Source organism: Nitrospina gracilis Nb-211 (assembly GCF_021845525.1).
GTDB classification, from domain to species: Bacteria; Nitrospinota; Nitrospinia; order Nitrospinales; family Nitrospinaceae; genus Nitrospina; species Nitrospina gracilis_A.
On record NZ_JAKJKD010000001.1, the window covers coordinates 1 to 24,229 of the forward strand.

Sequence of the window (24,229 nt, forward strand, 5' to 3'; positions counted from 1 at the left end):
GGAGCGATGGTATTCCTGGGCCGAGAATACAAAATCCTCGCGTACTTTGTCGGTGGTGTGTTCCTCGTTCTCACCTTTGTCATTGGCTCCCAGCAGGGATTCTGGATCGGCCTCGGCACGGCCATCGCCTACCTCATCGGCGCGGCGTGTTCCATGGCCGCCGGTTACTTCGGCATGAACGCCGCCACCACCGCCAACGTGCGCACTGCGGCGGCGGCCAATGAATCCGGCCAGTCCAAGGCGCTGGACATCGCGTTCAACGGCGGCGCGGTCATGGGCCTGTGTGTGGCCAGCCTGGGGCTGCTCGGCGTGGGCGGCCTGTTCGCGCTGTTCGCGCGCGGCGAAGCGGCCAGCGTCATCAGCGGTTTCGCCATGGGCGCCAGTTCCATCGCCCTGTTCGCCCGTGTCGGCGGCGGCATCTACACCAAAATCGCCGATGTCGGTTCCGACCTCGTCGGTAAGGTCGAAGCCGGCATTCCGGAAGACGACCCGCGCAACCCCGGCGTCATCGCCGACAACGTCGGCGACAACGTGGGCGACGTGGCGGGCCTCGGTTCCGACATCTTCGAATCCTACGTCAGCTCCATGATCGCCACCATCGCCATCGCCACCAGCATGACGGTCATGAAGTTCGAGTACATGGCGCTTCCGGTCATCATTGCGATGGTCGGCCTGATCGCCTCCATCATCGGCATCCGCTCCATCCGCGCCATGACCAGCCTGGATCCGGCGGACGTTCTGCGCTACTCCACGTTCGTCAGTGCGGGCGCGATGCTGTTGGTTGCGCTCATCGTCATCAAGGTCATGGGCCTGCCGACCGGCGTGTTCGTCGCGCTTGCGTTCGGCTGTCTGGCGGGTGTGGCCATCGGCCTCATCACCGAATACTACACGGCGGGCAAACCGGTCGTGAAGATCGCCGAGGCCAGCGCCACCGGCGTCGCCACCGTCATGATCACCGGCATGGCCATCGCCATGGAAAGCTGTGTGGCTCCGATCATCACCATCGCCATCGCCATCTTCGTCTCCGCGAAAGCGGCGGGACTCTACGGCGTCGCCCTCGCCGCGGTCGGCATGCTGGCCACGGTGGGCATCACCATGTCGGTGGACGCGTACGGTCCGGTTGCGGACAACGCGGGCGGCATCTCGGAAATGGCCGGACTGGGTGAAGAGACCCGCAAGATCACCGACGGTCTCGACGCTTTGGGCAACACCACCGCCGCCATTGGCAAAGGCTTCGCCATCGGTTCGGCGGCATTGACGGCTCTCGCCTTGTTCACCGCGTACACGCAGGCGGCGGGGCTGACCATGATCAACATCACCGAAACCACCGTCGTCATCGGCGTGCTCATCGGCGGCGTCATTCCGTTCCTCGTAGCGGCGATGACCATGACCTCCGTCGGCCGCGGCGCCTTCACCATGGTGGAGGAAATCCGCCGCCAGTTCCGCGAGATTCCGGGCCTGATGGAAGGCACCGGCAAACCGGACAACGCCCGCTGTATCGACATCAGCACCAAGGCGGCGCTCAAGGAAATGATTCCGCCGGGCGTCACCGCCATCGTCATGCCGCTTCTCATCGGCGGCCTGCTCGGCGCGGAAGCGCTGGGCGGCATGCTGGTCGGCGCGACCCTCTCCGGCGTTCTCCTGGCGCTCTACATGGCCAACAGCGGCGGCGCCTGGGACAACGCCAAGAAGTACGTCGAAAGCGGCAACCTGGGCGGCAAGGGCTCCGACGCGCACAAGGCGACCGTCGTCGGCGACACCGTCGGCGATCCGCTGAAAGACACTTCCGGCCCGGCGATGAACATCCTCATCAAGCTGATGTCCATCGTCTCGCTGGTGCTCGCGCCCCTGTTCATCTGAGGCGCTTTCATTGTTCGACTTCAAACCGGGATGGGTTCGCCCATCCCGGTTTTTTTTCGGACCTCGTCCGAAGCAGAGGGCTACTGCTCAATGGTAACTGCGAGGGTCGCCGGGCGCACACTGGTTTGTAGTAAGATTTGGTGGGAACCCTCCGCCGTTCGCTTCTTGACCCGGTTTGGTTTAACCGTGCCTTTCTATCCCACAAAGTCATGCCTGCCACATTGAAATTCGGATTCCACGATTTCCTGAACGCACAACCCCTGCTCGTGCCGCTGGAAACGACCGCGCACGAAGCGGACTTTGAGATGGTGAAGGACGTGCCGGCCCGCCTGGCGGACCGCCTGCACGCCGGCGAACTCGATCTCGCCATGATCCCGTCGATCGAGTACCTCAGCCATGCCGCCGAGTACCGCCTCGTTCCCGGCGCGTGCATCGCCTCACGCGGCGCCGTGGACACGGTGCTGCTCGTCCTGCGCGGGGAGGCGGAATCGGTGCGCACGGTGGCGCTGGACGAACGCTCGCGCACCTCGGCGACACTTTTGCGCATTTTGTTTGAAGAGGTGTTTCCGCCGGAGGTGCAGTACTCGCGCACCCACCCGGACCTGGCACACATGATGCGCACCTGCGACGCGGCGCTGGTGATCGGCGACCAGGGCTTCTCCGCCCGCGCCCACAACGCAGGATGGACGGTGATCGACCTCAGCCAGCGCTGGTGGGAGCAAACCGGACGCGCTTTCGTTCACGCCGTGGTGGCGGTGCGGCGGGAAGCGGCGCTCACCCCGGAAATGCTGAAAGCCATTGCCGACGCGCCCAATCGGGGCCGCGCTTCGATGGACGCGATCGTTCGCAATCAGGTGGAGAAAACCGGACTCGATGCAAGCGTGGTGCGGGATTACCTGGAAAACAAGATCATTTACACTCTGGGCGAGGAGGAGATGGCGGGGCTCACCTTGTTCCGCGACCTGTGTTTCCAGAAAAAGATTCTGAGCGCGCGCCCGGAGTTGCAGTGGGCCGCACCCCGCACGGGCTGAAGGAAATCATATCCCTTCTTGTTTCCCTTCGGTTTTCGCCGAACCCCACCCGGACCGCCGTGTAGGATTCCGCTGGATACACCCCGTGATGAGCTGTGTGTTAATCTGTGTGCATCGGTGGTTCAACGTATGTGGAACCGGAGATGGAGTTGATGCTTGAAACGCGCTGTAAGACCATCGTTCGCCCTGTGAGCATCAGCCCGTTTCCCCTCCTCGAAGAGGAGCCATGAAATCCAAACCCATCCGGCTGTACACCATCGGCTTCACCAAGAAGAGCGCGGAGGATTTTTTCGCGCGGCTGAAGAAGGCGGGCGTGAAGAAGATCATCGACGTGCGGCTGAACAACGAGTCGCAGATCGCCGGCTTCGCCAAGAAGCAGGACCTGCCGTTCTTTTTAAAGAAGATCGGCGGCATCGGCTACGAACACCGCCCCGACCTGGCACCGACGCAGGCGCTCATCGACGAGTACCGCAAAGAAAAGAAGGGCGTGGAGAATTTTAAGAAGAAGTATCTTCAACTCGTGAAGAAACGGAAAGTGGAAAAGGCGCTCGATCCGAAAGACCTCGACGGCGCGTGCTTTCTGTGTTCCGAGGACAAAGCCCCCGACTGCCACCGCTCCTTCCTCACCCAGTACCTCACCCAAACCTGCCCCACCCCCATCGAAGTCGAGGATTTGTAGGCCAGCCCAGCCCGCACCGCCATTCGGCTCACTTTAAAGCCATACTTTGAGCCGAATAATCTTCCTATTCGGCTCAAGTGAGGCGTAGAAAAAGTGGACTTCTATCACCAGATATTGTTCCAAGGCGAGGGCCTATAGCCTAAAATTTCTCATATTTATTGGGTAAATAGAATATAGTAATACGATCCGTATTTTCATTTCGTGTTCATCCAAGAGTGGACACCGCCCATAAACCGATCAGCGATCCGTTCGAGGTCTTCCTTTGTAATGGAAGTGAAGGCATTATTTGACATTTTGGAAAACTTCGGTCCTACCTCCCTCGTGTTAATAGTTGGAGGAGGGTTTTTGGCAGTGTTTTTGTTAGTCCAAACTTTAGGATTATTGTTTTTCGGACGGACCAATGACAAACGTGAACTCTACGAATACGAAAACAAAGAGAATGATCCCGAAGAAGGGGAAAGTGATGAATTCGAGGATGAAGATATGGAGTCCTCTTCATCTGAGCCGGTCGTCTCGAGGATGGAACGCCACCGCTTTGGCGAAAAGCTCGAGCTGGCAGTTGGAAACTTTTTAGAGAAAAAAGATTGGAAGGTTTACTACGCTGGCATTGAGAAAGGCATCAATGACGGCGGCATCGATTTGATCGCGAAACGGGATGGGACGACCGTTTTGATCCAATGCAAATTTTGGAAGTCACACAAGATCATCTATGAAAAACATATCAACCAATTTCATGGGGCCATCGATAAATATCGATGGGACAACCCGGAGGAACAGGTCCGGGGTGCTTTTTACACAACCGCCCGTTTTTCTCCGGAAGCCAGAAGGGCCGCACAAATCCACGAGATTGAGCTTAATGAAAGTTACAGATTCTAAATCCCTTCCAACGAACATCATTTCATTTCCATAACCGGATTCCCGGTCATTTCCCTCTTCCCAAAGTCTTTGTTTTGTGGTACATTGACCAGTTCCGAAAGAAGTTCCATTTAGCCAGCTTCGACCCGTTTCGTCCTGCCGGGACTGTCGCCGTTTGACCTTCATCTAACACACAACCTTTGTGGGATATTCAGTGCGCCGCGAGGATCGGATTGTCATCACAGGAATCGGCCTGACCGCCCCCAACGGCAACTCCCTGCCGGAGTTCCGCCAGAACCTGCTGGAGGGGCGCTCCGGCGTGCAGAAGTTCCAGACCCGCTTCATGGGCGAGGTGCTGGCCGGCGTCTGCAACTTCGACGAACTCCGCTACCAGAAGAAAAAAGAAGTCCGCCGCGGCACCCGCGCCGGGTCCATCGCCGTCTATTGCGCCAATGAGGCGATCATCGACTCCGGCATCGACTTCACTGCGCTCGACAAAAGCCGGATCGGCGTCTATACCGGCACCACGGAGCACGGCAACGTGGAGACGGAAAACGAGGTGTACAACATCAGCCAGTACAATTACGACACCAAGTACTGGTCGCACCACCACAACCCGCGCACCGTCGCCAACAACCCGGCGGGCGAGGTGACGCTGAACATGGGCATCACCGGCCCGCACTACGCCATCGGCGCCGCCTGCGCCGCGGGCAACCTGGGCATCATCCAGGGCGTGCAGATGTTGCGTCTGCGCGAGGTGGACCTGGCGATCGCCGGGGGCGTCTCCGAGAGCATCCACACCTTCGGCATCTTCGCCAGCTTCAAGGCGGAGGGCGCGCTCGCCACGCACGCCGATCCCACGAAAGCCAGCCGCCCCTTCGACAAAAGCCGCAACGGCATCGTCTGCTCCGAGGGCGGGTGCCTGTACACGCTGGAGCGGCTGACGGACGCCGAACAGCGCGGCGCCAAGATCTACGGCGAGATCGTCGGCTACCACAGCAACTCGGACGCCTACGACTACATCCTGCCCGAGCCGGGCCGCCAGGCGGAGTGCATGCAGGCGGCGCTGAAAAAGGCCGGGCTGGAGCCGGGAGATGTCGACATCCTCAACACCCACGCCACGGCGACGCAGTTGGGCGACATTCAGGAGGCCAAGGCCCTGCGCACGGTGTTTCCCGCTGGCTCGAAGGTACGAATCAATAATACAAAGAGTTATATCGGCCACACCATGGGCGCGGCGGGGGCGCTGGAACTCACCGGCAACCTGCCCGCGTTCGACGACGGTCTGGTCCACCCCACCATCAACATCGACGAGGTGGACCCGGAGTGCGATCTGGCCCCTTTGAAGCTTGTGGCCAACCAGCCGGAACGGCTGGAAAAGGTCGAAATCATCGTCAATAACAGCTTCGGCATGTTCGGCATCAACTCGGTGCTGATCGTCCGAAAATACCAAAAATAGGATTGAAATTTGGGGGCTCATCGCCTACCATCGAACACTGGAGGAGAGAGGTTAGATGACGAAAGAGGAAGTACGTACCGCCATCCTGAATATCATTGCTGAAATCGCTCCGGACGAGGACCTGAGTACCGTCCAGGACGAGGAGAAGCTCCGCGACCAGTTCGATCTCGATTCGATGGACTTTCTGGACATCGTCATGGAATTGCGCAAGCGCTTCAACCTCGAGGTACCGGAAGCCGATTACCCCCAGCTGGTCACGATGAAAAGCTGTGTCGAATACCTGTTTCCGCGTCTCAAAGACCGGCACCTGGTAACCTGACACCGCCTGCATCCATCCGCACCAAACCCATTGTCCCGCAACCCCGTTTGGGGCCGGGATTTTCTTGTTTTTTAAGCCCAAATCCTTAACAATACGGCATGGTGTACGATGCGCTCATAATCGGCTCCGGCCTCTCCGGCCTCGCCGCGGGCATCCGGTTGGCGATGTTCAACAAGAAGGTGCTGATCGTCGAGAAGCACGTGGAGGTGGGCGGCCTCAACAGCTTTTACGTGCGTAAAAACAGGACGTTCGACGTCGGCCTGCACGCCATGACCAACTACGTGCCGAAGGGCGCGCGCAACGCGCCGCTCAGCAAACTGCTCAAGCAGTTGCGCTTCCGCCACGAGGATTTTCGCCTCTGCCCGCAACACCAGTCCGAGATCCGCTTCCCCGGACACGCGCTCCGTTTCACCAACGACTTTTCCGTGCTGGAAGAGGAAGTCGCGCGCGCCTTCCCGGCGCAGATCGACGGCTTCCGCCGCCTCGTCGCCAAAATCCGCGACTACGACGAACTCAACCTCAACAACAGCCGCTTCACCCCGGCCCGCGCCGTGGTGCAGGAATGCCTCTCCGATCCCGTCCTCATCGACATGCTGTTCTGCCCGCTCATGTACTATGGCAGCGCCAGCGAGGGCGACATGGATTTCTACCAGTTCGTCATCATGTTCAAATCCGTGTTCATGGAAGGCTTCGCCAAACCGCAGGGCGGTATGCCGTACATCCTGAACCTGCTGGTGGACAAGTACAAAACCCTGGGCGGCGAATTGCGCATGGGCGCGGGCGTCAAGGCCATTCACGCGCCGGAGGGTGTTCTGCAATCTGTGGAACTTGAAAACGGCGAGACGGTGCTGGCGGACAAGGTGATTTCCTCGGCGGGCTACATCGAGACGCTTCGCCTGTGCCGGCCCTGCCCGGTGGAGGAGGCCAAGTGCGAGGAAGGCCGGATGTCGTTCATGGAGTGCCTGTTCGTGCTCGACCGCCAGCCGAAAGACCTGGGTTACGACAAGAGCATCGTGTTCTTCTCCACCCGCCCGCGATTTGAATACCGCGTGCCGGAGGCGGCGGTGGACGTGACCAGCGGCGTGCTGTGTGCCCCCAACAATTTCGATTACCCCCAGCCCGGCGAAGGCATGCTGAGGCTCACCAACCAGGCCAATTACGGCATGTGGAACGGCATGGTCCGTGCCGACTACCGCGCCGCCAAGAAAGCATGGCGCGAGCGGGCGATTGAGGAAATCCTTCAATTTTTCCCCGATTTCCGGCATAATGTTACGTTCACGGACGCGTTTACACCCAAGACCATCTGCAAATACACCGGGCACCTCAACGGGGCGGTGTACGGTGCCCCCCACAAGATCAAGGACGGGCGCACGCCCATCCGCAACGTCTTTATTTGCGGGACAGATCAGGGTTTTTTGGGTATCATTGGCGCGACTTTGAGCGGCATTTCCATGGCCAATCTGCACGTATTGCAGGCCGAAAACAAACCGGAATACGGGAGAATTTGATGGCAAAGGACTGGTTGAAAGGGGTGAAGTCGGCCTACGATACGGTCATTATCGGAAGCGGCCTGGCGGGTCTCACCGCCGCCAACATGCTGGCCCGGTTCGGGCACCGCGTGCTGGTGCTGGAACACCACTACAATCTGGGCGGCCTCGCCACCTGGTTTAAACGCAAGGGCGGCCACATCATGGACATCTCCCTCCACGGCTTCCCCATCGGCATGATCAAGACCTGCAGAAAATACTGGTCGAAGGAAATCGCCGACTCCATCATCCGCCTGCGCAATATCCGTTTCGACAATCCCCAGTTCGCCTTCGGCACCACGTTCGATAAAGAAGACTTCACCAATCTCATGCGCGAACGTTTCGGCATCCTCAAGGAAACCATCGACGAGTTTTTCGAAACCGTGCGGGCGATGAATTTTTATGACGACGTGAAGATGACCACGCGCGAGCTGTTCGAGAAGTTTTTTCCCGGCCGCAGTGACGTGCATCGCCTGCTGATGGAACCGATCACCTACGCCAACGGCTCCACTTTGGACGACCCGGCTATCACCTACGGCATCGTGTTCTCCAACTTCATGGACAAGGGCGTCTATACTTTTCAGGGCGGCACCAACGAACTGATCCGCAAGATGAAAAAGGAACTGCTCAAAAACGGCGTGGACATCCGCACCCACTGCCTGGTCGAAAAGGTGCTGGTGGAAGATCAGCAGGTGACCGGCGTGCGCGTGAACGGACGCGAGATTCCCGCCAAGGCGGTGCTTTCCAACAGCAATATCCTGAACACCATCGAAAAGCTGACCGGTGAGGAACATTTTTCGAAAGAGTTCATCAAGGAAGTGCGCGACGTGCGCCTCAACGACAGCAGTTGCCAGGTGTACATAGGCATCAAAAAGGGCGAGAAGATCGACAACGTCGGCGACCTGCTGTTCACCTCGCAGAAAGAGGAATTCGATTCCGAGGAACTGCTCGACTTCCACACCACCAGCCGCACGTTTTCGTTCTACTATCCGGAGATCCGTCCCGGCCACAACCAGTATTCCATCGTCGCCTCCACCAACGCCCGCTACAAGGACTGGGCGTACCTGAGTGAAGAGGAATACCTGGCGAAAAAAGAGGAATTGATCGAACGCACACTGGAGGCTTTGGAGCGTTACGTGCCCGGCGTGCGCGAGAAGATCGACCATGTGGAAGCGTCCACGCCGAAAACGTTCAAGCGCTACACCACGCATCCCGGCGGCGTGTCGTTCGGCACCAAGTTCGAGGGATTGAAAGTCAGCCGCGAACTGCCCAACCAGATCGCCGGGCTGTTCCATGCGGGATCGGTGGGCATCATCATGTCCGGCTGGCTGGGCGCCGCCAACTACGGCGTCATCGTCGCCAACGAGGTGGACAAGTTCGTGTTGTCCCTCCGCAAGGCGAAACTGGAACCGGTCAACGTCTGACCGCCGGACGTCCGGCAGACCACCGGCAGACACGGCGCGGAACCAGCGCACCTCCACTCCAACCAACTCCATGCAATTCGACTTCACAGACCAGACGGTGATCGTGACCGGCGGCACCCGCGGTATCGGCCGCGGCATCGCCGAGGCCTTCCTGAAAGCGGGTGCGACCGTCGTCGCCACCTACCTGTCCAACCAGGACGCCGCCGAGCAGTTCCAGAAAGACAACGCCGATGCGGGCGACCGCCTGCACGTCCGGCAGTGCGACGTCACCAACCTGGAAAAGGTTGAAGCGTTTTATAAACATGTAACGGAAACGCTCGGCACGTTTCACGTGCTGGTCAACAATTCCGGCATCCGCCGCGACGCCATCGTCGGCATGATGACGGAAGAAGACTGGCGCGACGTGGTGGACACCAACCTCACCGGCACCTTCACCATGAGCAAGCTCGCGGTGCAGAACCTGTCGCGCAAGCGCTACGGCCGCATCATCAACATCACTTCGCCCATTGGCAAGTTCGGCTTCGCCGGGCAGGCCAATTACGCCGCCACCAAGGCCGGACAGGTGGCCTTCACCAAATCGTTGTCGAAAGAAGTGGCCAGCCGCAAGATCACCGTCAACTGCGTGTCGCCGGGGTTCATCGACACCGATTTCATCGCCGACCTGCCGGACGACCAGAAACAGCAGTACCTCGAGCAGGTGCCGCTGAAACGCTTCGGCACGGTGGAGGACGTCGCGTATTGCGTGCTGTTCCTCGCCAGCCGCGACGCGGCCTACATCACCGGCGCCGTGCTGGAAGTGACGGGTGGATTGTAACCGGCCAGGCTACGTTGGAGAGGGCATGGCCCACTGCTTAAGATGAATGAGCCTGTTTATGGATGACGACATTTTAAACACCATCCCGCACCGGCCGCCGTTCTTGTTCGTCGATGAGATCGTCGAGCAGACCGCCGAACGCATCCATACGCGCAAAACCATAAACGCGGACGAGCCGTTCTTCAAAGGCCATTACCCGGACTTCCCCATCATGCCGGGCGTGCTCATCTGTGAATGCGTGTTTCAGGCGGGGGCGCTGTTGATGGCAAAAAAACTGGGCACGGAGGAAGGCAAGGTGCCGGTGTTGACGCGCATCCAGAACGTGAAGTTCAAACAACCCGTCTATCCCGACAGCGTGCTCGACATCCACGTCGAGTACGGCGAGAGCGTCGGCCCGGCGCATTACATGAAAGGCAAGGCGGAAGTGAACGGCAAGACTGCGGTGTCGGTCGAGTTCACCGCCATGCTGATGGAGGAACAACGGTGAGCTTCCTCAACCTCGAAGGCAAGAACATCCTCGTCACCGGCGTCGCCAACAAAAAAAGCGTCGCCTACCATATAGGCAAAACGCTGGAACAGGAGGGCGCGAAGGTGCTCTATAGCGTGCGCTCGGAAGCCCGCAAGGCCAGCGTCAAAAAACTGCTCGACCCGGCGCCGATGTTCGTCTGCGACGTGGAGGACGAAGCGCAGATCGACCACCTGCGCGACGAGGTTTCCAAAACCACCGACACCCTGCACGGCCTCGTGCATTCCATCGCCTTCGCCAATTTCGCCGACGGACTCAAACCGTTTCACGAAACCTCCAAACGTGATTTTCTGCAGTGCGTGGACATCTCCTGCTACTCGCTCATCCGCCTGTCGAACGCGTTCAAGGATTTGTTCGCCAAAGACGCATCGGTGGTGGCGGTGGGCATCTCCACCACGCGCATGGCGGCGGAGAACTACGGTTACATGGGACCCGCCAAGGCCGCGCTCGATTCCTCCCTCGCCTTCCTCGCCAAATCGTTCAGCCAGTTCAGCCGGGTGCGGTTCAATTCGGTGAACGCAGGATTGCTCAAGACTTCCGCTTCGGCGGGCATACCGGGATACCTCGACTCCTACATGCACGCCGAGCAGTTGACGCTGCGCAAAAAGGCATTGCAGACGCAGGAAGTGGCGAACGCCGCCGTGTTTCTGCTTAGCGAGCGGTCGGGCGGCATCAACGCGCAGGGCATCGTGCTCGACGCCGGTATGAGCATCAACTACTTCGATAAGGACATCGTCCGCCGCGCCCAGCGCCCGGACCCCGATTAACCGGACTCCCCACTCCAGCAAAACCCCTTCCCTCTGTCCGGCCACTCCCTCCTTTTTAAACAAATCCATCCCTTATTCAAAAGCCCCGGATTTCCCGGGTTCAAAATGCCTTCCGGGGGTTTCCATTTCCAGCCCGGGTTCTATATTAGATAAAGACACCTTTCATAAAAATCGTGAGGCGGGAGGAGCCATGGAAATCGCAAGCGAGGAACTCCTTGAAGTTTCAACTGAAATGGAAGAGAAGGTGCAGGAGTTGTACCGCGGCCTCGCCGCACACATTGAAGACCCGGTGGTGAAGAATTATCTGTTGCTGATGGCCCGGGATGAAGCTCATCATGAAAAACATTTTGAAGAGATGCTGGGCACAAAGGAAAGCCGGCATTGCGGCTGGAATGACAGCAAGCAACTGCGTCAGTTGATCGACACAAAGATTCAAAAGGATTTGTTTCCCCTGATTGATAAAATGCTGGAACGCATGCACCCCTCACCGGATATCCGTCAGGGGCTGGAGGTTTGTCTGAAATGCGAAGTGCTGGCCGTTGAGTTTTATGGACTCATGCGGGCCAGTTGTGACGATGTGGAAACCAAATCGGTTTTGATCGAGTTGGAAAGCGAAGAGAAATCGCATCGCGACTTCATTCAGGCCCTGCTTGATCACTGGGAGGAAAAGTTTGGCTGAGCCGACGCCGGTGTCGAATCGGTTCCATTTTTCTAAAACAGCTTTTTCTGCCGGTCGGTGGGATCGCGGAAGTGATCGGTGCAAAGACGCGGTCCGCCTGCCGAAAACCCCACCTGTTTGCGCGCGAGTTGGAACATTTGTTTGATCTGCTCCGCGTACACGCCTTCCCCTTTCATGCGTGCGCCGAAGCGCGTTTCATTCAATTCCCCGCCGCGCACCTCGCGGATGCGGTTTAAAACTTTTCCCGCCTGCGTCGGCACGTGCGTTTCCAGCCATTCCCGGAACAGGTCTTTCAAGCCATACGGCAGGCGCAGGACCTGGTAGCCCGCAAACCGCGCACCCGCTTCTTTCGCCGCTTTCAATAAGGCGGGGATTTCATGATCGGTGAGACCGGGAATGACCGGCGCGGTGAGCACGCCAACGGGAACGCCCGCCTCGTTCAACGCACGGATCGCATCGAGCCGGTTCTCCGGCGTCGAGGCGCGCGGTTCCAGTTTGCGCGCGAGGTCCGCATCGAGCGTGGTGATCGACAGGTACACGGCGGCGCAATCGAACGCTGTGAGTTGCGACAGCACGTCGACGTCGCGCGTCACGAGGTGATTTTTGGTGATGATGGCGACGGGGTTGCGGAAATCGAGCGCGACCTGCAAGCAGGCGCGCGTCAAACCGAGCTTGCGCTCGACAGGCTGGTACGCGTCGGTGACGCCGGAAATGGCAATGGCCTGCGGCGTCCAGCTTTTTCGTGCCAGCGCCTGCCTGAAAAGTTCCGGTGCGTTGGGTTTGACGAGGATCTTGCTTTCGAAATCGATTCCCGCCGACAACTCGAAATATTCGTGCGTCGGCCGCGCATAACAATAGATGCATCCGTGCTCGCACCCGCGGTAGGGGTTCAGGCTGTAATCGAAGGGAATGTCCGGGCTGTCGTTTGACGACAGGATGGACTTCGAGACGTCCTGCCAGAACTCCGTGTCCCGGCCCGGACCCTGGGGATCATCCAGCCAATCCTCGGCCGTGGAGCGGTCAAGCGGCTTGAACCGGTTGGCGGGATTGCTCCCCGCCCCCCGGCCCGTTGCCTGTTTCGCCGACGATCCATGTGTTGGCTTCATCCCATTCCGTTACGCCTCATCAATGCTTGTGCGTTCCCTCTTCCCAGTATTCCTGGATCATCGCCCAGGCGCGGTGGGTGAGGTGGCACTTCTTGCAGCCTTCCTTGCCGATGATGCCGACGTTTTTCCAGAACTCGCCGGGATTCGGTTTGTCCTGCAGTAACGTGTCGCGCATGTCATCGAAGGCCTTGTTGACCTCGTCGCCGACAAAGAACTGTTTCACCGCGTCGGTGGTGTGACATTTCGAGCAGGTCGATTTCAACTCCATGAACCGTTGTTTGAATCCACGCATCGCTTTGGCGGAGCGGTCATACTGCCCCTCCTTGAAGTTGGTGGTGACGGCGTTGAACGATCCGGAGATCTTGTGCATGTACTTGCCGTACCCCAGTTCCTCCTCCGAAACCGGGTCCACGATTTTGATATTTTCCACGCTTGGCCAGTGGAAATGCGCCCATACGGAGACGTAGTTGTCGGCGTGGCATTTGCCGCAGGTCTTGGCAACTCCGCCGGAGGCTTCACCGATTTTTTTCGGATCGTGGGTCTTCACCGTTTCGGCAAAATTGCTTGCCGCTTTCAGATCGAAATACTCTTCCCATTCCGGTACCAGCTTCGATGTTTCCTCGTACGCTTTCACGAAATCGGCGGCGCGCGCTTCCGCGTTTTCCCAGTCACCTTCACCCATGTTGGTGAACACACCACCAAAATTGCCGGACAGGGCGTGCATCTGCTGAATCCATTTCGGTTCCTCGGACTGAGGCGGATACAGTTTTTTGAGGGAATCCGGCGGGGGTTTCACCACCAGGTCTTTGGCAAGAACGGGTGTTGCCGCCCACAACAGCAGAGCAAACAAAACAAAAGCGGAAAATCGGAAAGTATGGATCATACAGCCTCCCTGTTTCGGGTGATCGTGGAAACGGTTAAGATTTCCATTATACCGAACCCGGACGGGCCAGGCGCAAGGGCTTATCTGGAGAAATGCACGCGTTTCACGTCGATTTTTTCTTTGGACCAGGCGGGCGTGTACTGGATGAGAAGCTCGGCGCGGTGCGCGTTGCTTCCTGCCAGGTAGCGATATTGCACGGGTTTTTTGTAGGGCAAGGCGGTTTCCTGTTGCGGCGCGAGGATTTCCTTGTACTCGTCGAGGACCTTCCCCGCTTTATCAAAAAAGGTAGTGTACAGGTACATGCGCGGATCGCCGTTGTCCGCCGTCGGCACCCAGTGCGGCACGTTGAGGTTGGTCAGCTCCAGCTCGAACGCGCGCTTGCCGAACGAGCCCGTGACCGCGATGTCCACCTCGGTGATTTCACGTTTTGGGAAACTGTGGTCGGCGACTTCGCGCTTCGCGTGCAGAAGGCTTTTCGGGAAACTTTGCGTCAACCGCGCCAGTTTGCGTTGCATGTGGCAGGACTGGCAGGTCTTTTCCGATCCCGTCGCCTGCCACTGTTTGTAGGTTTTTTCGTGGCAGGATGAACAGAATTTTGCAGTACGATAAGCGTCGTCCTGTTGCGTCGGGTGCGGCGGCGACAGGATGTCGTACGGCCCGTGCATGGCGTCGTCCTTCACATGACAGGGCACGCAGTAGATGCCGTCGTCGCGGTGCTTGAGGCGCGGTTGCGGTTTTTCTCCGGGAAACACCGTGGTCGGGACGTGGCAGTTCAGGCATTTTTCCTTGGTGTGGTTTTCCGAAGCCTTGACGTAACCCTCGCTCACCCACGCCACCGAGTGACGGCTTTTCTTCCACGCCTCGAAAATGTCCTTGTGGCAGTCGGCGCATCGCTTGGCTTGCGGATACTTCAACAGGTCCGGTTCGCGCACTTTCTGGATGAGTGCATCGGGAATGAGGCCGGGGATGATGTTGACGACGAAGTACACCGAGCACAGTGCGGCGAAACCCAGAGCGCCGGCGGCCAGAGCCCAGCGGAGCAGGCGGTAACGGTCCATCGAACGCTCCCTTTAAGTGAAGGGATGGAGAGGGAAAACAGTTCCGGTTAGAACTGTTGCAGGAACCGCAGGTCGTTTTCGAAGAACAGGCGGATGTCGTTGATGCCGTATTTGAGCATGGCGATGCGCTCCATGCCGAGTCCGAAGGCGAAGCCCGTCCATTTTTCCGGATCGTAATCGACGAAGCCGAACACCGCCGGGTCCACCATGCCGCACCCGAGGATCTCCAGCCAACCGGTCTGCGAGCACACGCGGCACCCATCGCCGCCGCAGATGACGCACTGAATGTCCACTTCCGCACTGGGGCAGGTGAACGGGAAAAAGCTGGGACGGAAGCGCACACCGGTGCCGGGCCCGAATACCTTGTGCACGAACAGGTTCATGACGCCCTTGAGATCGCTGAACGACACGCCCTCATCCACCATCAGCCCCTCGATCTGGTGGAACATCGGCGTGTGCGAGATGTCGGAGTCGCAACGGTACACCTTGCCGGGAGCGATGATGCGTACCGGCGGCTTCTGCTTTTCCATGACATGGATCTGCACGGGCGAGGTGTGCGTGCGCAGAACGCGGTCGCCGATGTAGAACGTGTCCTGCATGTCGCGCGCGGGGTGATCTTTCGGGATATTGAGCGCTTCGAAGTTGTAGTAGTCGGACTCGATCTCCGGCCCTTCCGCCACATCGAAACCAAGGCTGACGAAGACCTTCGTGATCTCTTCCAGCACCTGCGTTACGGGATGGATGGTGCCGACGGGCTCGCGGCGGCCGGGCAGGGTGGTGTCGAACGTGCCTGTTTTTTTGCCGGCGCCGGACTGTTCCAGTTCGCCGGTCTTTTCCTGGATGCGTTCTTCGACGTGGGTTTTGAGATCGTTGATATGCTTGCCGACGGCGCGTTTTTCTTCCGGCGGCAGGCTGCGCAGGTCTTTTAAGATGACGGTGACGTGACCCTTTTTGCCAAGATAGCGCGTGCGCAGGTCCTTGAGAGCGTCGGGAGTGGAGGCAGACGCCAGGGCTTGTTCGAATTCCCGGCGGTGATTGTCAATCTGATCGATCATGGTTATTCAAGGAGGAGACAAAGGAGAGGAGAGATCATGGATAACCCCGCCTAACCCTCCCCTTGAAAAGGGGAGGAGACAATCTATGGCCGCCCTCGGATTTTAGCCTGCAATGCCTGCTGTTGGCCAGGCCGGCTCTCCTCCTCGTAGAGGAGCGTTCAGTTGAGGTTCGAGCGGGCGGTTTCGAGCAGGGCTTTGAACGATTTTTCGTTGTGGATCGCCATGTCGGACAGCACCTTGCGATCCAGATCGATGTTGGCTTTTTTCAGGCCATGCATGAACTGGCTGTAGGTCAGACCTTCGGCACGGGCGGCGGCGTTGATGCGCGCAATCCACAGGCGGCGGAAATCGCGTTTGCGGGTGCGGCGGTCGCGGTAGGCGTAGCTGAGCGACTTCTCCACCGCCTCGCGGGCCTTGCGGTACGCGGTGCTACGCACACTGCGGAAACCTTTGGCCAGCTTCAATACTTTTTTGCGGCGATTACGGGATACAGTTCCGTTTACGGCTCTTGGCATGATTCAGATTCTCCTGGTGTTCTCCCGGGTCGCTCAATAAGGCAACAGGGCTTTGATACGCTTCGCATCGCCACTGGTGAGGGTGCGGCTGCGGCGCAGGTTGCGTTTTCGTTTAGTGCTTTTGCTGGTCAGAATGTGGCTCGTGAACGCGGCGTTTCTGCGGATCTTGCCCGTACCGGTTTTGCGGAACCGCTTCGCAGCGCTCTTGTTCGTTTTCATCTTCGGCATTGTGCTGACTCCGTTTTCCTTAACTCTATTCCTGTCACGGTCCGGCGCTCAGGCTTCGGCCGCATCTTCCTTTTTCATCGAAACTTCTTTTTTCTTTTTAGGCACGAGGATCATCGTCAAGGTGCGGCCTTCCTGTTTCGAACTCTGTTCGATATCGGCAAGGTCCTCCAGCGTCTCGGAGATGCGCTGCAGAAGCTTCTCTCCGTTTTCGCGGTGAACGATTTCCCGTCCCTTGAAAAAGATGACGATCTTGGCTTTGTCCCCGGCTTCAAGAAAACGCTGTGCGTGCTTGATCTTGAAATTGAAATCGTGCTGGTCGGTATTCGGCCGGAACTTGACTTCCTTGACGTGAATGACCCTTTGGTTTTTCTTCGCCTCGTGCGCCCGCTTGCTCTGCTTGTACTTGTACTTGCCGTAATCCATGATCCGGCAAACGGGCGGGTTGGCGTGCGGAGCGACTTCCACCAGGTCGAGGTCGTTTTCCTGCGCCATCGACAGGGCCTCGTGCGTGGGGAACGTTCCCAACTGTTCGCCGTCGGCGCCAATCACCGTGACTTCCTTGACACGGATCATGTTGTTGATACGCTGTTTTTTATTAATACAAAAATCTCCTTTTCAAATTCAAATCGCAAAACGCTTCAAAGCACATCAATCGCCTTAGTGTCGATCTCGTGCTTCAACTGTTTCAAGAAATCATCCAATGACAGGGTGTGGGTATCCTGAGAGCGCCGCTTGCGGACGGCCACCTGCCCGGATTGCACTTCCTTGTCGCCTAAAACCAACATATAGGGGGTTTTGGCCAATTGGGCCTCCCTTATCTTGAACCCAATCTTTTCATTTCGCAAGTCTTTTTCCACGCGGATTCCGCTTTCTTCCAGTTTCGCCGCCACTTGTTCGGCATAGGCATTCTGGTTGTCGGTGATGGGCAGCAACGCCACCTGCACCGGGGCCAACCACAAGGGAAATGCACCCGCGTAATGCTCGATCAGACATCCGAAAAAGCGCTCGATGGACCCCATCAGCGCGCGGTGGATCATGATCGGCTGGTGGTACTTGCCGTCCTCGGCAACGTATGACATCTCAAAACGGTGCGGCAGGTTGAAATCGACCTGGATGGTGGACACCTGCCAGAACCGGCCGAGGCTGTCCTTGATCTTGATGTCGATTTTCGGGCCGTAAAACACGCCTTCGCCCGGGTCCTCCTCGTAGTCGAGGCCGGATTTGTCGAGCGCTTTCTGCAGGGCGCTGGTGGCGGTGGCCCAGTCGTCGTCGGAACCCACCGATTTCTCCGGCCGCGTGCTGAGGAACACCTTGTACTGGTCGAAACCGAACGAGCGCAGAATGTAGAGCACGAACTCCAGCACGCGCTCGATCTCGGACTCGATCTGGTTGCGCGCGCAGAACAGGTGCGCGTCGTCCTGCGTGAAGCCGCGCACGCGCAGAAGACCGTGCATGACGCCCGACCGCTCGTAGCGGTACACCGTGCCCAGCTCCGCCCAGCGCAGGGGCAGGTCGCGGTAACTGCGCAGGTGCGACTTGTAAATCTGGATGTGAAACGGGCAGTTCATCGGCTTCAGGATGTACTCCTTGTTCTCGACATCCATCGGCGCAAACATGTTCTCTTTGTAAAAATCGAAATGCCCGCTGGTCTGCCACAAATCGGACTTCGCCGTATGCGGCGTGTAAACGAGCTCGTAGCCGTTTTTGTAATGCTCCTGCCGCCAGAACTCCTCGACGATGTAGCGGATGCGCGATCCTTTCGGATGCCACAGGATGAGACCGGGGCCGACGTCCTCCGACATGGAAAACAGGTCGAGCTCCTTGCCCAGCTTGCGGTGGTCGCGCCGCTTGGCTTCTTCCAGGCGGTCGAGGTATTCCTTGAGTTCGTCCTTGTTGCGCCACGCGGTGCCGTAGATGCGTTGCAGAACCGGGTTGCGCTCGTCGCCGCGCCAGTAGGCGGCGGAGGTGGACAGCAGTTTGAATGCCTTCAGCCGCTTGGTGTTGTCCACGTGCGGGCCGCGGCACAGGTCCGTGAACTCCCCCTGCGTGTAAGCGGAAATGGCATCGGCCTGGTCGATCGACTCGATGATCTCGACTTTGAAATCCTCGCCCAGGTTTTTGAAGAATTTCACCGCCTCGTCGCGCGGCATCTCCTGGCGCTTGATGTCGAGACCCTTCTTGGCGAGCTCCTTCATGCGCTTTTCGATCTTTTTCAGGTCCTCGGGAACGAACGGGGTGTCGCGGTAAAAATCGTAATAAAACCCGTCCTCGATGACCGGCCCGATGGTGACCTGCGTCTCCGGAAACAATTCCTTCACCGCCTGCGCCATCAGGTGGGCGCAACTGTGGCGGATGGTGTCGAGATCGAAGTCCGTTTGCAGGGGGTTGTTCTGGGTTTGTTCGTTCATTAGACGTAAAAAGGCATCATGGGACGATCCGCGCATGATGCCCTTTTTTGCTTAAAAAGACCTTGAGGGATCCAGGATATTGAGAAAATAGGCACGGGCGGTTTCGAACCGCCGACCCCTTGCATGTCAAGCAAGTACTCTACCCCTGAGCTACGTGCCTGTAATCACCTAGTTTGCTTGAACTTATTCTATTTTTATTCCCGCTTTTGTCAAGCCCAATCCGGGCCTCGCCCGGAGGAAGTTGGCTACTGCCCGGTGGTCACGGCGATGGCCTGAGGGCCCGTTTCAAATACAAACCGTTTCCTCCCCATGTTGTGGGGCGGACGATGGTCCGTGGGCCCAACTCTGAATTCATCCTGTTCCCCCCCCCATTGATTTTGGCCGCTACCCCCAAATGCAGTAAACTACAGTTATCCGACCCACTATGCGAAAGGCACGGGTTATGGCGGAGACACAGGTTGGCGAACAGGTTTTGCTGGACCGCAGGGGACTCGACGCCCTTCTGCAGGCTCTGCGCCGCGCCCGCTACCGGGTCATGGGACCCACCCTCCGCGACCAGGCGGTGGTGTACGACGAAGTGCGGTCGGTGGCTGACCTGCCCGAAGGCTGGACCGACGAGCAGGAAGGCGGCACCTATCGCCTGAAGAAGCGCGATGACGCCGCGCTGTTCGGTTACATCCTCAGCCCCCATTCCTGGAAACAGTTCCTGTTCCCCCCGCGCCATAAATTGTGGTCTGCCGACCGCAACGGCCGGGGCATGGACATCACCCCCTGCGAGGACGACGCGCCGCGTTACGCCTTCCTCGGCGTGCGCGCCTGCGAACTGCACGCCATCCGCATTCAGGACAAGGTGTTCCTGGAAGGCCCGCACGTCGATCCCATCTACAAGGCGCACCGCGAACGCGTGTTCATCATCGCCGCGCAATGCACGCAGGCGGGCAACACCTGCTTTTGCGCATCGATGAACTCCGGCCCGAAAGCGGAATCGGGGTTCGACCTGGCGCTCACCGAGATCATCGGCAAAACCACCTCGCACTTCGTGGTGGAAGTGGGCAGTCCCGCCGGGGCGCGCATGCTCTCCAAAGTTTCGGTTAAAAAAGCGAAAGCCGCGGACACGGCTCAGGCCGCGCAGGCCCGCGATAGCGCCGTCCAGCAGATGGGCCGTGCCATGCAGAGCGGCGACCTGCGCGATCTTTTGCAGAACAATTACGAACATCCACGCTGGAACATAGTCGCCAACCGGTGCCTGGCCTGCGCCAACTGCACCATGGCGTGCCCGACCTGTTTCTGCTCCAGCGTGGAAAACGTCACCGATCTCACCGGCGACCACGCCGAGCGCTGGCGCAGTTGGGATTCGTGTTTCACTCTGGATTTTTCATACATCCACGGCGGCAACGTGCGCCATTCCACCATGTCGCGGTACCGGCAGTGGATGACGCACAAACTGTCCACCTGGCATGACCAGTTCGAGTCCAGCGGATGCGTCGGATGCGGGCGGTGCATCACCTGGTGCCCGGTGGGCATCGACATCACGGAAGAAGTGGCGGCAATCCGGGAAGCGCCCCCCGCTCCAAACAGGAAGGAGGAAGATCCGTCATGAACGCGCGGGAATCGAGCATGAAATCATTGGAACCCATTCTTGCCGAGCATCCGTTTTTCGCCGGGCTGGAAGACAGGCACATGAACCTGGTTGTCGGGTGCGCGTCGAACGTGCGGTTCGAAGTTGGGGAGTTTTTGTTCCACGAAGGTGCGCCGGCGGATCATTTTTACATGATACGGCACGGACGCGTGGCGCTGGAGATGGCGCCGCCCAACAAGCCGCCGATAATCGTGGACACCGTCGAAGGCGGGCAGGTGCTGGGCTGGTCCTGGCTGGTGCCGCCTCACCTGTGGCATTTCGACGCGCGCGCCATCACCCTGGTGCGGGCCATCGCACTCGATGCGGCCTGCCTGCGCAAAAAAATAGAGACCGATCACGAACTGGGTTATCAACTGTTCCGCCGGTTCTTCACCGTCGCCGCCGAACGTCTGCAACACACGCGCATGCAGTTGATGGACGTGTACGGAGGCACCGCCTGATGTTCGCCGCCACGCAACCGATGGCGCAACCCATGGTGCCGGAACCGCACCGCGTCCTGCGCGTGCAAAAGGAAACGCGCGACAGCTTCACGCTGGAAACCCGGCCGGTGGAGGGAAGCCGGCAGGTTCCTTTCCATCCGGGCCAGTTCAGCATGCTGTACGTGTTCGGCGTGGGCGAGGTGCCGATTTCCATCAGCGGCGACCCGCAGAAAACGGACACCCTGCTCCACACCATCCGCGCCGTCGGCACGGTGACGCGTCACCTGAAAAAACTGCGGAAGGGCGACGTCATCGGCATCCGCGGCCCGTTCGGGTCGCACTGGCCGGTGGAAGCGGCAGAGGGCAACGACGTGGTGTTCATTGCCGGGGGCATCGGCCTCGCGCCGTTGCGCCCCGCCATCTATCAGGTATTGGCGCGGCGCGAAAAATACGGCGACGTATTCATCCTGTACGGAGCGCGCACGCCCGCCGACATGATCTACCGCAAGGAGCTGGAGGCGTGGCGCGGCCGCTTCGATCTGAAAGTGGACGCAACGGTGGACACGGCCCAGCGCGGCTGGCTGGGCAACGTCGGCGTCGTCACACAGATCGTTAAGAAAGCCAAGTTCGATCCGCACCAGACCGTCGCCATGATCTGCGGACCGGAGGTGATGATGCGCTTCACCGTCAAGGAACTGATGGACGAAGGGCTGACCGGCGACGACATTTACCTGACCATGGAGCGCAACATGAAGTGCGCCGTCGGTTTTTGCGGACACTGCCAGTACGGACCGGAATTCGTATGCCTGGACGGCCCGGTATTTTCGTACCAGCGCATCCGAAACATTTTCGGCAAGCGGGAGATCTGACATGGCGCAGCGGAAGAAAAAAGCCACGGCCCAACGCAAGCCCTCACGCCGCAAGCCGAAACTCGCGGTGTGGAAATTCGCGTCCTGCGACGGGTGCCAGTTGAGCCTGCTCGACTGCGAGGACGAACTGCTCGCCGTTGCCGAGCACATCACCCTCGCCAACTTTCCCGAAGCATCGAGCCGTATCCTGAAAGGCCCATACGACCTGTCGCTGGTGGAAGGATCGATCACCACCCCGCACGACGCCGAGCGCATTCATCAGATCCGGCGCATCTCCAAAACGCTGATCACCATCGGCGCCTGCGCCACCGCCGGGGGGATTCAGTCGCTCCGCAACTTCAAGGACGTAAACGAGTTCATCTCCATCGTGTACGCCACGCCGCAGTATATCGAGACGTTGCAGAAATCCACGGCTATCGAAGACCACGTGCCCGTCGAATTCCAATTGCAGGGCTGTCCCATCAACAAGCACCAACTGGTGGAAGTCATCAATGCGTTTCTGAACGAACGCAAACCGAACACGCCGCCGCACAGCGTGTGCCTGGAATGCAAACGCGCGGGCAACGTGTGTGTCATGGTGGCGCACGGCACGCCGTGCATGGGTCCCATCACCCACGCCGGATGCGGCGCGCTGTGTCCCGGCTACAATCGCGGCTGTTACGCCTGTTTCGGTCCCAAGGAAAAACCCAACACCGGTTCGCTGGCTCAGTGGTTCCAGCAGTTGGGCATGGAAGAACCAAACGTCACGCGCGTGTTCCGTGGATTCTATGGATGGACGGAACCGTTCCGCAAGGAAAGCGAAGCGTATGAAAAAAAACCGGATCATTAAAGTCGATTACCTGGCGCGCGTCGAAGGTGAGGGCGCATTGTATCTGAAAATCCAGGACGGCGCATTGAAAGACGTGCAACTCAAGATCTTCGAGCCGCCGCGCTTTTTTGAGGCGTTCCTGCGCGGCAGGAATTTCACCGAAGCGCCGGACATCACGGCGCGCATCTGCGGCATCTGCCCCATCGCCTACCAGATGAGTGCGGTGCACGCCATGGAAGACGCGCTGGGAGTGACGGTGGACGGACCCCTGCGCTCCCTGCGCCGCCTCATCTACTGCGGCGAATGGATCGAGAGCCACATCCTGCACGCCTTCATGTTGCACGCGCCGGATTTCCTGGGGTACCACGACGCCATCCAGATCGCCAAAGACCACAAACAGCTCATCGAGAACGTTCTGCGTTTCAAAAAGCACGGCAACGAAATCGTCGCCCTCCTCGGCGGACGCGAAATCCATCCCATCAACGTGAAAGTCGGCGGATTTTACAAAGTGCCGCGCAAATCCGATTTCAAAAAGCTGGAAGAAAATCTGAAATGGTGCCGCGACTTCGCGCTGGAAGCCATTGAGTTCGTCGCCAAATTGCCGTTCCCGGACTTTGAAGTCGATTACGAATTTGTCGCGCTCCGCCATGGAGAGGAATACCCGTTCAACGCCGGCCGCATCGTGTCCAATCGCGGGCTCGACATCGCCGCCAGCGAGTATGACGCCCACTTTGAGGAACGGCACGTCAAACGGTCCACCGCCCTGCACTCTGTATTGAAAGCGCGCGGCAATTATTTCGTGGGACCGCTGGCGCGGTTCAACCTGAATCACGACACGCTTCCAGCCATCGCCCGGCAGGCGGCGCGTTCGGCGAAACTCAAAGCGCCGTGCCGCAATCCGTTCAAGAGCATCATCGTGCGGTGCGTCGAGGCATTGTTCGCGGTGGACGAAGCCCTGCGCCTGATCCGTCATTACGAGATGCCCGATGAACCCGCGCTCGATATCCAACCCAAAGCGGGAACCGGTTACGCCTGCACGGAAGCGCCGCGCGGCATCCTGTATCACCGTTACCGCATCGACGAGGCGGGCATCATTCAGGACGCGAAGATCGTGCCGCCCACCTCGCAGAATCAAAAAACCATCGAGGAAGACCTGCGGCTGTTCGTTCCCAAATACATGGATCTTCCCGACGACAAACTGCAATGGCAGTGCGAGCAGGCGATCCGCAATTACGATCCGTGCATTTCCTGCTCCACCCACTTTCTGAAAATGGAAGTGGACCGTTCCTGAATGGAAACGTT

25 protein-coding genes and 1 tRNA gene are annotated in these 24,229 nt (G+C 58.8%); 17 read left to right on the plus strand and 9 right to left on the minus strand.

Annotated features, from left to right (window positions below):
* The 12 genes from J2S31_RS00005 to J2S31_RS00060 all read left to right on the plus strand — a co-directional run.
* On the plus strand, positions 1-1,860 hold a 1,860-nt coding region (locus J2S31_RS00005; RefSeq protein WP_237096991.1), incomplete at its 5' end, for a sodium-translocating pyrophosphatase.
* Between the two features lie 209 nt (positions 1,861-2,069).
* On the plus strand, positions 2,070-2,891 hold the full coding sequence (locus tag J2S31_RS00010; protein WP_237096992.1) for a menaquinone biosynthesis protein: 822 nt from the start codon (positions 2,070-2,072) through the stop codon (positions 2,889-2,891).
* Between the two features lie 226 nt (positions 2,892-3,117).
* Positions 3,118-3,570 (plus strand): DUF488 domain-containing protein, encoded by a 453-nt coding sequence (locus J2S31_RS00015; RefSeq protein WP_237096993.1) that lies wholly within the window; start codon positions 3,118-3,120, stop codon positions 3,568-3,570.
* A gap of 267 nt (positions 3,571-3,837) precedes the next feature.
* Positions 3,838-4,446: a restriction endonuclease gene (locus J2S31_RS00020; RefSeq protein WP_237096994.1), complete on the plus strand. Its 609-nt coding sequence runs from the start codon at positions 3,838-3,840 to the stop codon at positions 4,444-4,446.
* 193 nt (positions 4,447-4,639) lie between these two features.
* Positions 4,640-5,884, plus strand: coding sequence for a beta-ketoacyl-[acyl-carrier-protein] synthase family protein (locus tag J2S31_RS14670; protein ID WP_237096995.1), 1,245 nt, complete (start codon positions 4,640-4,642; stop codon positions 5,882-5,884).
* A 55-nt stretch (positions 5,885-5,939) separates the two neighbouring features.
* Positions 5,940-6,203 carry an acyl carrier protein gene (locus J2S31_RS00030; RefSeq protein ID WP_005007223.1) on the plus strand — a complete coding sequence of 88 codons (264 nt, stop codon included), beginning with the start codon at positions 5,940-5,942 and terminating at the stop codon, positions 6,201-6,203.
* A gap of 98 nt (positions 6,204-6,301) precedes the next feature.
* Complete coding sequence (locus J2S31_RS00035) at positions 6,302-7,711, plus strand: phytoene desaturase family protein (RefSeq protein WP_237096996.1); 1,410 nt, start codon at positions 6,302-6,304, stop codon at positions 7,709-7,711.
* On the plus strand, positions 7,711-9,153 hold the full coding sequence (locus tag J2S31_RS00040; protein ID WP_237096997.1) for a phytoene desaturase family protein: 1,443 nt from the start codon (positions 7,711-7,713) through the stop codon (positions 9,151-9,153). Before J2S31_RS00035 ends, J2S31_RS00040 begins: the two co-directional genes overlap by 1 nt.
* 70 nt (positions 9,154-9,223) lie before the next feature.
* Entirely contained in the window at positions 9,224-9,967 is a 744-nt protein-coding gene (gene fabG, locus J2S31_RS00045; RefSeq protein ID WP_237096998.1) for a 3-oxoacyl-ACP reductase FabG, read from the plus strand.
* Between the two features lie 58 nt (positions 9,968-10,025).
* Positions 10,026-10,454 (plus strand): 3-hydroxyacyl-ACP dehydratase FabZ, encoded by a 429-nt coding sequence (gene fabZ, locus J2S31_RS00050; protein WP_237096999.1) that lies wholly within the window; start codon positions 10,026-10,028, stop codon positions 10,452-10,454.
* Positions 10,451-11,260 (plus strand): enoyl-ACP reductase FabI, encoded by an 810-nt coding sequence (locus J2S31_RS00055; protein WP_237097000.1) that lies wholly within the window; start codon positions 10,451-10,453, stop codon positions 11,258-11,260. The genes fabZ and J2S31_RS00055 overlap by 4 nt, the downstream gene beginning before the upstream one ends.
* A 190-nt stretch (positions 11,261-11,450) precedes the next feature.
* The gene (locus J2S31_RS00060) at positions 11,451-11,939 is read left to right on the plus strand and encodes a ferritin-like domain-containing protein (protein ID WP_237097001.1); all 489 of its coding nucleotides are present in this window, start codon (positions 11,451-11,453) and stop codon (positions 11,937-11,939) included.
* Positions 11,940-11,971: 32 nt separating this feature from the next.
* On the opposite strand, the gene J2S31_RS00065 is transcribed toward J2S31_RS00060, so the two are convergent.
* The 9 genes from J2S31_RS00065 to J2S31_RS00105 all read right to left on the minus strand — a co-directional run bounded on the left by J2S31_RS00065 (position 11,972) and on the right by J2S31_RS00105 (position 19,352).
* Positions 11,972-13,045: a PA0069 family radical SAM protein gene (locus J2S31_RS00065; protein ID WP_237097002.1), complete on the minus strand. Its 1,074-nt coding sequence runs from the start codon at positions 13,043-13,045 to the stop codon at positions 11,972-11,974.
* 19 nt (positions 13,046-13,064) lie between these two features.
* The gene (locus J2S31_RS00070; protein ID WP_237097003.1) at positions 13,065-13,928 is read right to left on the minus strand and encodes a cytochrome c; all 864 of its coding nucleotides are present in this window, start codon (positions 13,926-13,928) and stop codon (positions 13,065-13,067) included.
* An 80-nt stretch (positions 13,929-14,008) separates the two neighbouring features.
* Positions 14,009-14,986, minus strand: a complete 978-nt coding sequence (locus J2S31_RS00075; protein ID WP_237097004.1) for a multiheme c-type cytochrome — start codon at positions 14,984-14,986, stop codon at positions 14,009-14,011.
* 47 nt (positions 14,987-15,033) lie between these two features.
* Positions 15,034-16,041, minus strand: a complete 1,008-nt coding sequence (pheS, locus tag J2S31_RS00080; protein ID WP_237097005.1) for a phenylalanine--tRNA ligase subunit alpha — start codon at positions 16,039-16,041, stop codon at positions 15,034-15,036.
* Positions 16,042-16,199: 158 nt separating this feature from the next.
* Positions 16,200-16,556, minus strand: coding sequence for a 50S ribosomal protein L20 (gene rplT, locus J2S31_RS00085; protein ID WP_237097006.1), 357 nt, complete (start codon positions 16,554-16,556; stop codon positions 16,200-16,202).
* Positions 16,557-16,589: 33 nt separating this feature from the next.
* A complete protein-coding gene (rpmI, locus tag J2S31_RS00090) occupies positions 16,590-16,784 on the minus strand; it encodes a 50S ribosomal protein L35 (RefSeq protein ID WP_237097007.1) in 195 nt (64 codons plus the stop codon).
* Between the two features lie 48 nt (positions 16,785-16,832).
* A complete protein-coding gene (gene infC, locus J2S31_RS00095; protein WP_336886601.1) occupies positions 16,833-17,384 on the minus strand; it encodes a translation initiation factor IF-3 in 552 nt (183 codons plus the stop codon).
* A gap of 38 nt (positions 17,385-17,422) precedes the next feature.
* Entirely contained in the window at positions 17,423-19,192 is a 1,770-nt protein-coding gene (thrS, locus tag J2S31_RS00100; protein WP_237097009.1) for a threonine--tRNA ligase, read from the minus strand.
* An 88-nt stretch (positions 19,193-19,280) separates the two neighbouring features.
* Positions 19,281-19,352, minus strand: a tRNA-Val gene (locus tag J2S31_RS00105).
* A 282-nt stretch (positions 19,353-19,634) separates the two neighbouring features.
* Between J2S31_RS00105 and J2S31_RS00110 the strand changes: the two genes are divergently transcribed.
* The 5 genes from J2S31_RS00110 to J2S31_RS00130 are packed head-to-tail and all read left to right on the plus strand — an operon-like array spanning position 19,635 to position 24,218.
* Positions 19,635-20,792, plus strand: a complete 1,158-nt coding sequence (locus J2S31_RS00110) for a 4Fe-4S dicluster domain-containing protein (RefSeq protein ID WP_237097010.1) — start codon at positions 19,635-19,637, stop codon at positions 20,790-20,792.
* A gap of 17 nt (positions 20,793-20,809) precedes the next feature.
* The gene (locus J2S31_RS00115) at positions 20,810-21,271 is read left to right on the plus strand and encodes a cyclic nucleotide-binding domain-containing protein (RefSeq protein ID WP_237097011.1); all 462 of its coding nucleotides are present in this window, start codon (positions 20,810-20,812) and stop codon (positions 21,269-21,271) included.
* The gene (locus J2S31_RS00120; RefSeq protein ID WP_237097012.1) at positions 21,271-22,119 is read left to right on the plus strand and encodes an FAD/NAD(P)-binding protein; all 849 of its coding nucleotides are present in this window, start codon (positions 21,271-21,273) and stop codon (positions 22,117-22,119) included. Before J2S31_RS00115 ends, J2S31_RS00120 begins: the two co-directional genes overlap by 1 nt.
* A gap of 1 nt (position 22,120) precedes the next feature.
* The gene (locus tag J2S31_RS00125; RefSeq protein ID WP_237097013.1) at positions 22,121-22,948 is read left to right on the plus strand and encodes an oxidoreductase; all 828 of its coding nucleotides are present in this window, start codon (positions 22,121-22,123) and stop codon (positions 22,946-22,948) included.
* Entirely contained in the window at positions 22,926-24,218 is a 1,293-nt protein-coding gene (locus J2S31_RS00130) for a Ni/Fe hydrogenase subunit alpha (protein ID WP_237097014.1), read from the plus strand. The genes J2S31_RS00125 and J2S31_RS00130 overlap by 23 nt, the downstream gene beginning before the upstream one ends.
* Positions 24,219-24,229 lie beyond the last annotated feature (11 nt).

Bases quoted from the DNA above. Each gene is read 5' to 3' on its own strand.
- J2S31_RS00020 (WP_237096994.1), top strand. From the start codon at position 3,838: ATGGAAGTGAAGGCATTATTTGACATTTTGGAAAACTTCGGTCCTACC.
- J2S31_RS00075 (WP_237097004.1), bottom strand. From the start codon at position 14,986: ATGGACCGTTACCGCCTGCTCCGCTGGGCTCTGGCCGCCGGCGCTCTG.
- J2S31_RS00035 (WP_237096996.1), top strand. From the start codon at position 6,302: ATGGTGTACGATGCGCTCATAATCGGCTCCGGCCTCTCCGGCCTCGCC.
- J2S31_RS00010 (WP_237096992.1), top strand. From the start codon at position 2,070: ATGCCTGCCACATTGAAATTCGGATTCCACGATTTCCTGAACGCACAA.
- J2S31_RS00070 (WP_237097003.1), bottom strand. From the start codon at position 13,928: ATGATCCATACTTTCCGATTTTCCGCTTTTGTTTTGTTTGCTCTGCTG.
- J2S31_RS00110 (WP_237097010.1), top strand. From the start codon at position 19,635: ATGGCGGAGACACAGGTTGGCGAACAGGTTTTGCTGGACCGCAGGGGA.
- pheS (WP_237097005.1), bottom strand. From the start codon at position 16,041: ATGATCGATCAGATTGACAATCACCGCCGGGAATTCGAACAAGCCCTG.
- J2S31_RS00065 (WP_237097002.1), bottom strand. From the start codon at position 13,045: ATGAAGCCAACACATGGATCGTCGGCGAAACAGGCAACGGGCCGGGGG.
- J2S31_RS00115 (WP_237097011.1), top strand. From the start codon at position 20,810: ATGAAATCATTGGAACCCATTCTTGCCGAGCATCCGTTTTTCGCCGGG.
- fabG (WP_237096998.1), top strand. From the start codon at position 9,224: ATGCAATTCGACTTCACAGACCAGACGGTGATCGTGACCGGCGGCACC.
- J2S31_RS00125 (WP_237097013.1), top strand. From the start codon at position 22,121: ATGGCGCAGCGGAAGAAAAAAGCCACGGCCCAACGCAAGCCCTCACGC.
- J2S31_RS00015 (WP_237096993.1), top strand. From the start codon at position 3,118: ATGAAATCCAAACCCATCCGGCTGTACACCATCGGCTTCACCAAGAAG.
- thrS (WP_237097009.1), bottom strand. From the start codon at position 19,192: ATGAACGAACAAACCCAGAACAACCCCCTGCAAACGGACTTCGATCTC.
- J2S31_RS00130 (WP_237097014.1), top strand. From the start codon at position 22,926: ATGAAAAAAAACCGGATCATTAAAGTCGATTACCTGGCGCGCGTCGAA.
- rpmI (WP_237097007.1), bottom strand. From the start codon at position 16,784: ATGCCGAAGATGAAAACGAACAAGAGCGCTGCGAAGCGGTTCCGCAAA.
- J2S31_RS00060 (WP_237097001.1), top strand. From the start codon at position 11,451: ATGGAAATCGCAAGCGAGGAACTCCTTGAAGTTTCAACTGAAATGGAA.
- rplT (WP_237097006.1), bottom strand. From the start codon at position 16,556: ATGCCAAGAGCCGTAAACGGAACTGTATCCCGTAATCGCCGCAAAAAA.
- J2S31_RS00030 (WP_005007223.1), top strand. From the start codon at position 5,940: ATGACGAAAGAGGAAGTACGTACCGCCATCCTGAATATCATTGCTGAA.
- J2S31_RS00120 (WP_237097012.1), top strand. From the start codon at position 21,271: ATGTTCGCCGCCACGCAACCGATGGCGCAACCCATGGTGCCGGAACCG.
- fabZ (WP_237096999.1), top strand. From the start codon at position 10,026: ATGGATGACGACATTTTAAACACCATCCCGCACCGGCCGCCGTTCTTG.
- J2S31_RS00040 (WP_237096997.1), top strand. From the start codon at position 7,711: ATGGCAAAGGACTGGTTGAAAGGGGTGAAGTCGGCCTACGATACGGTC.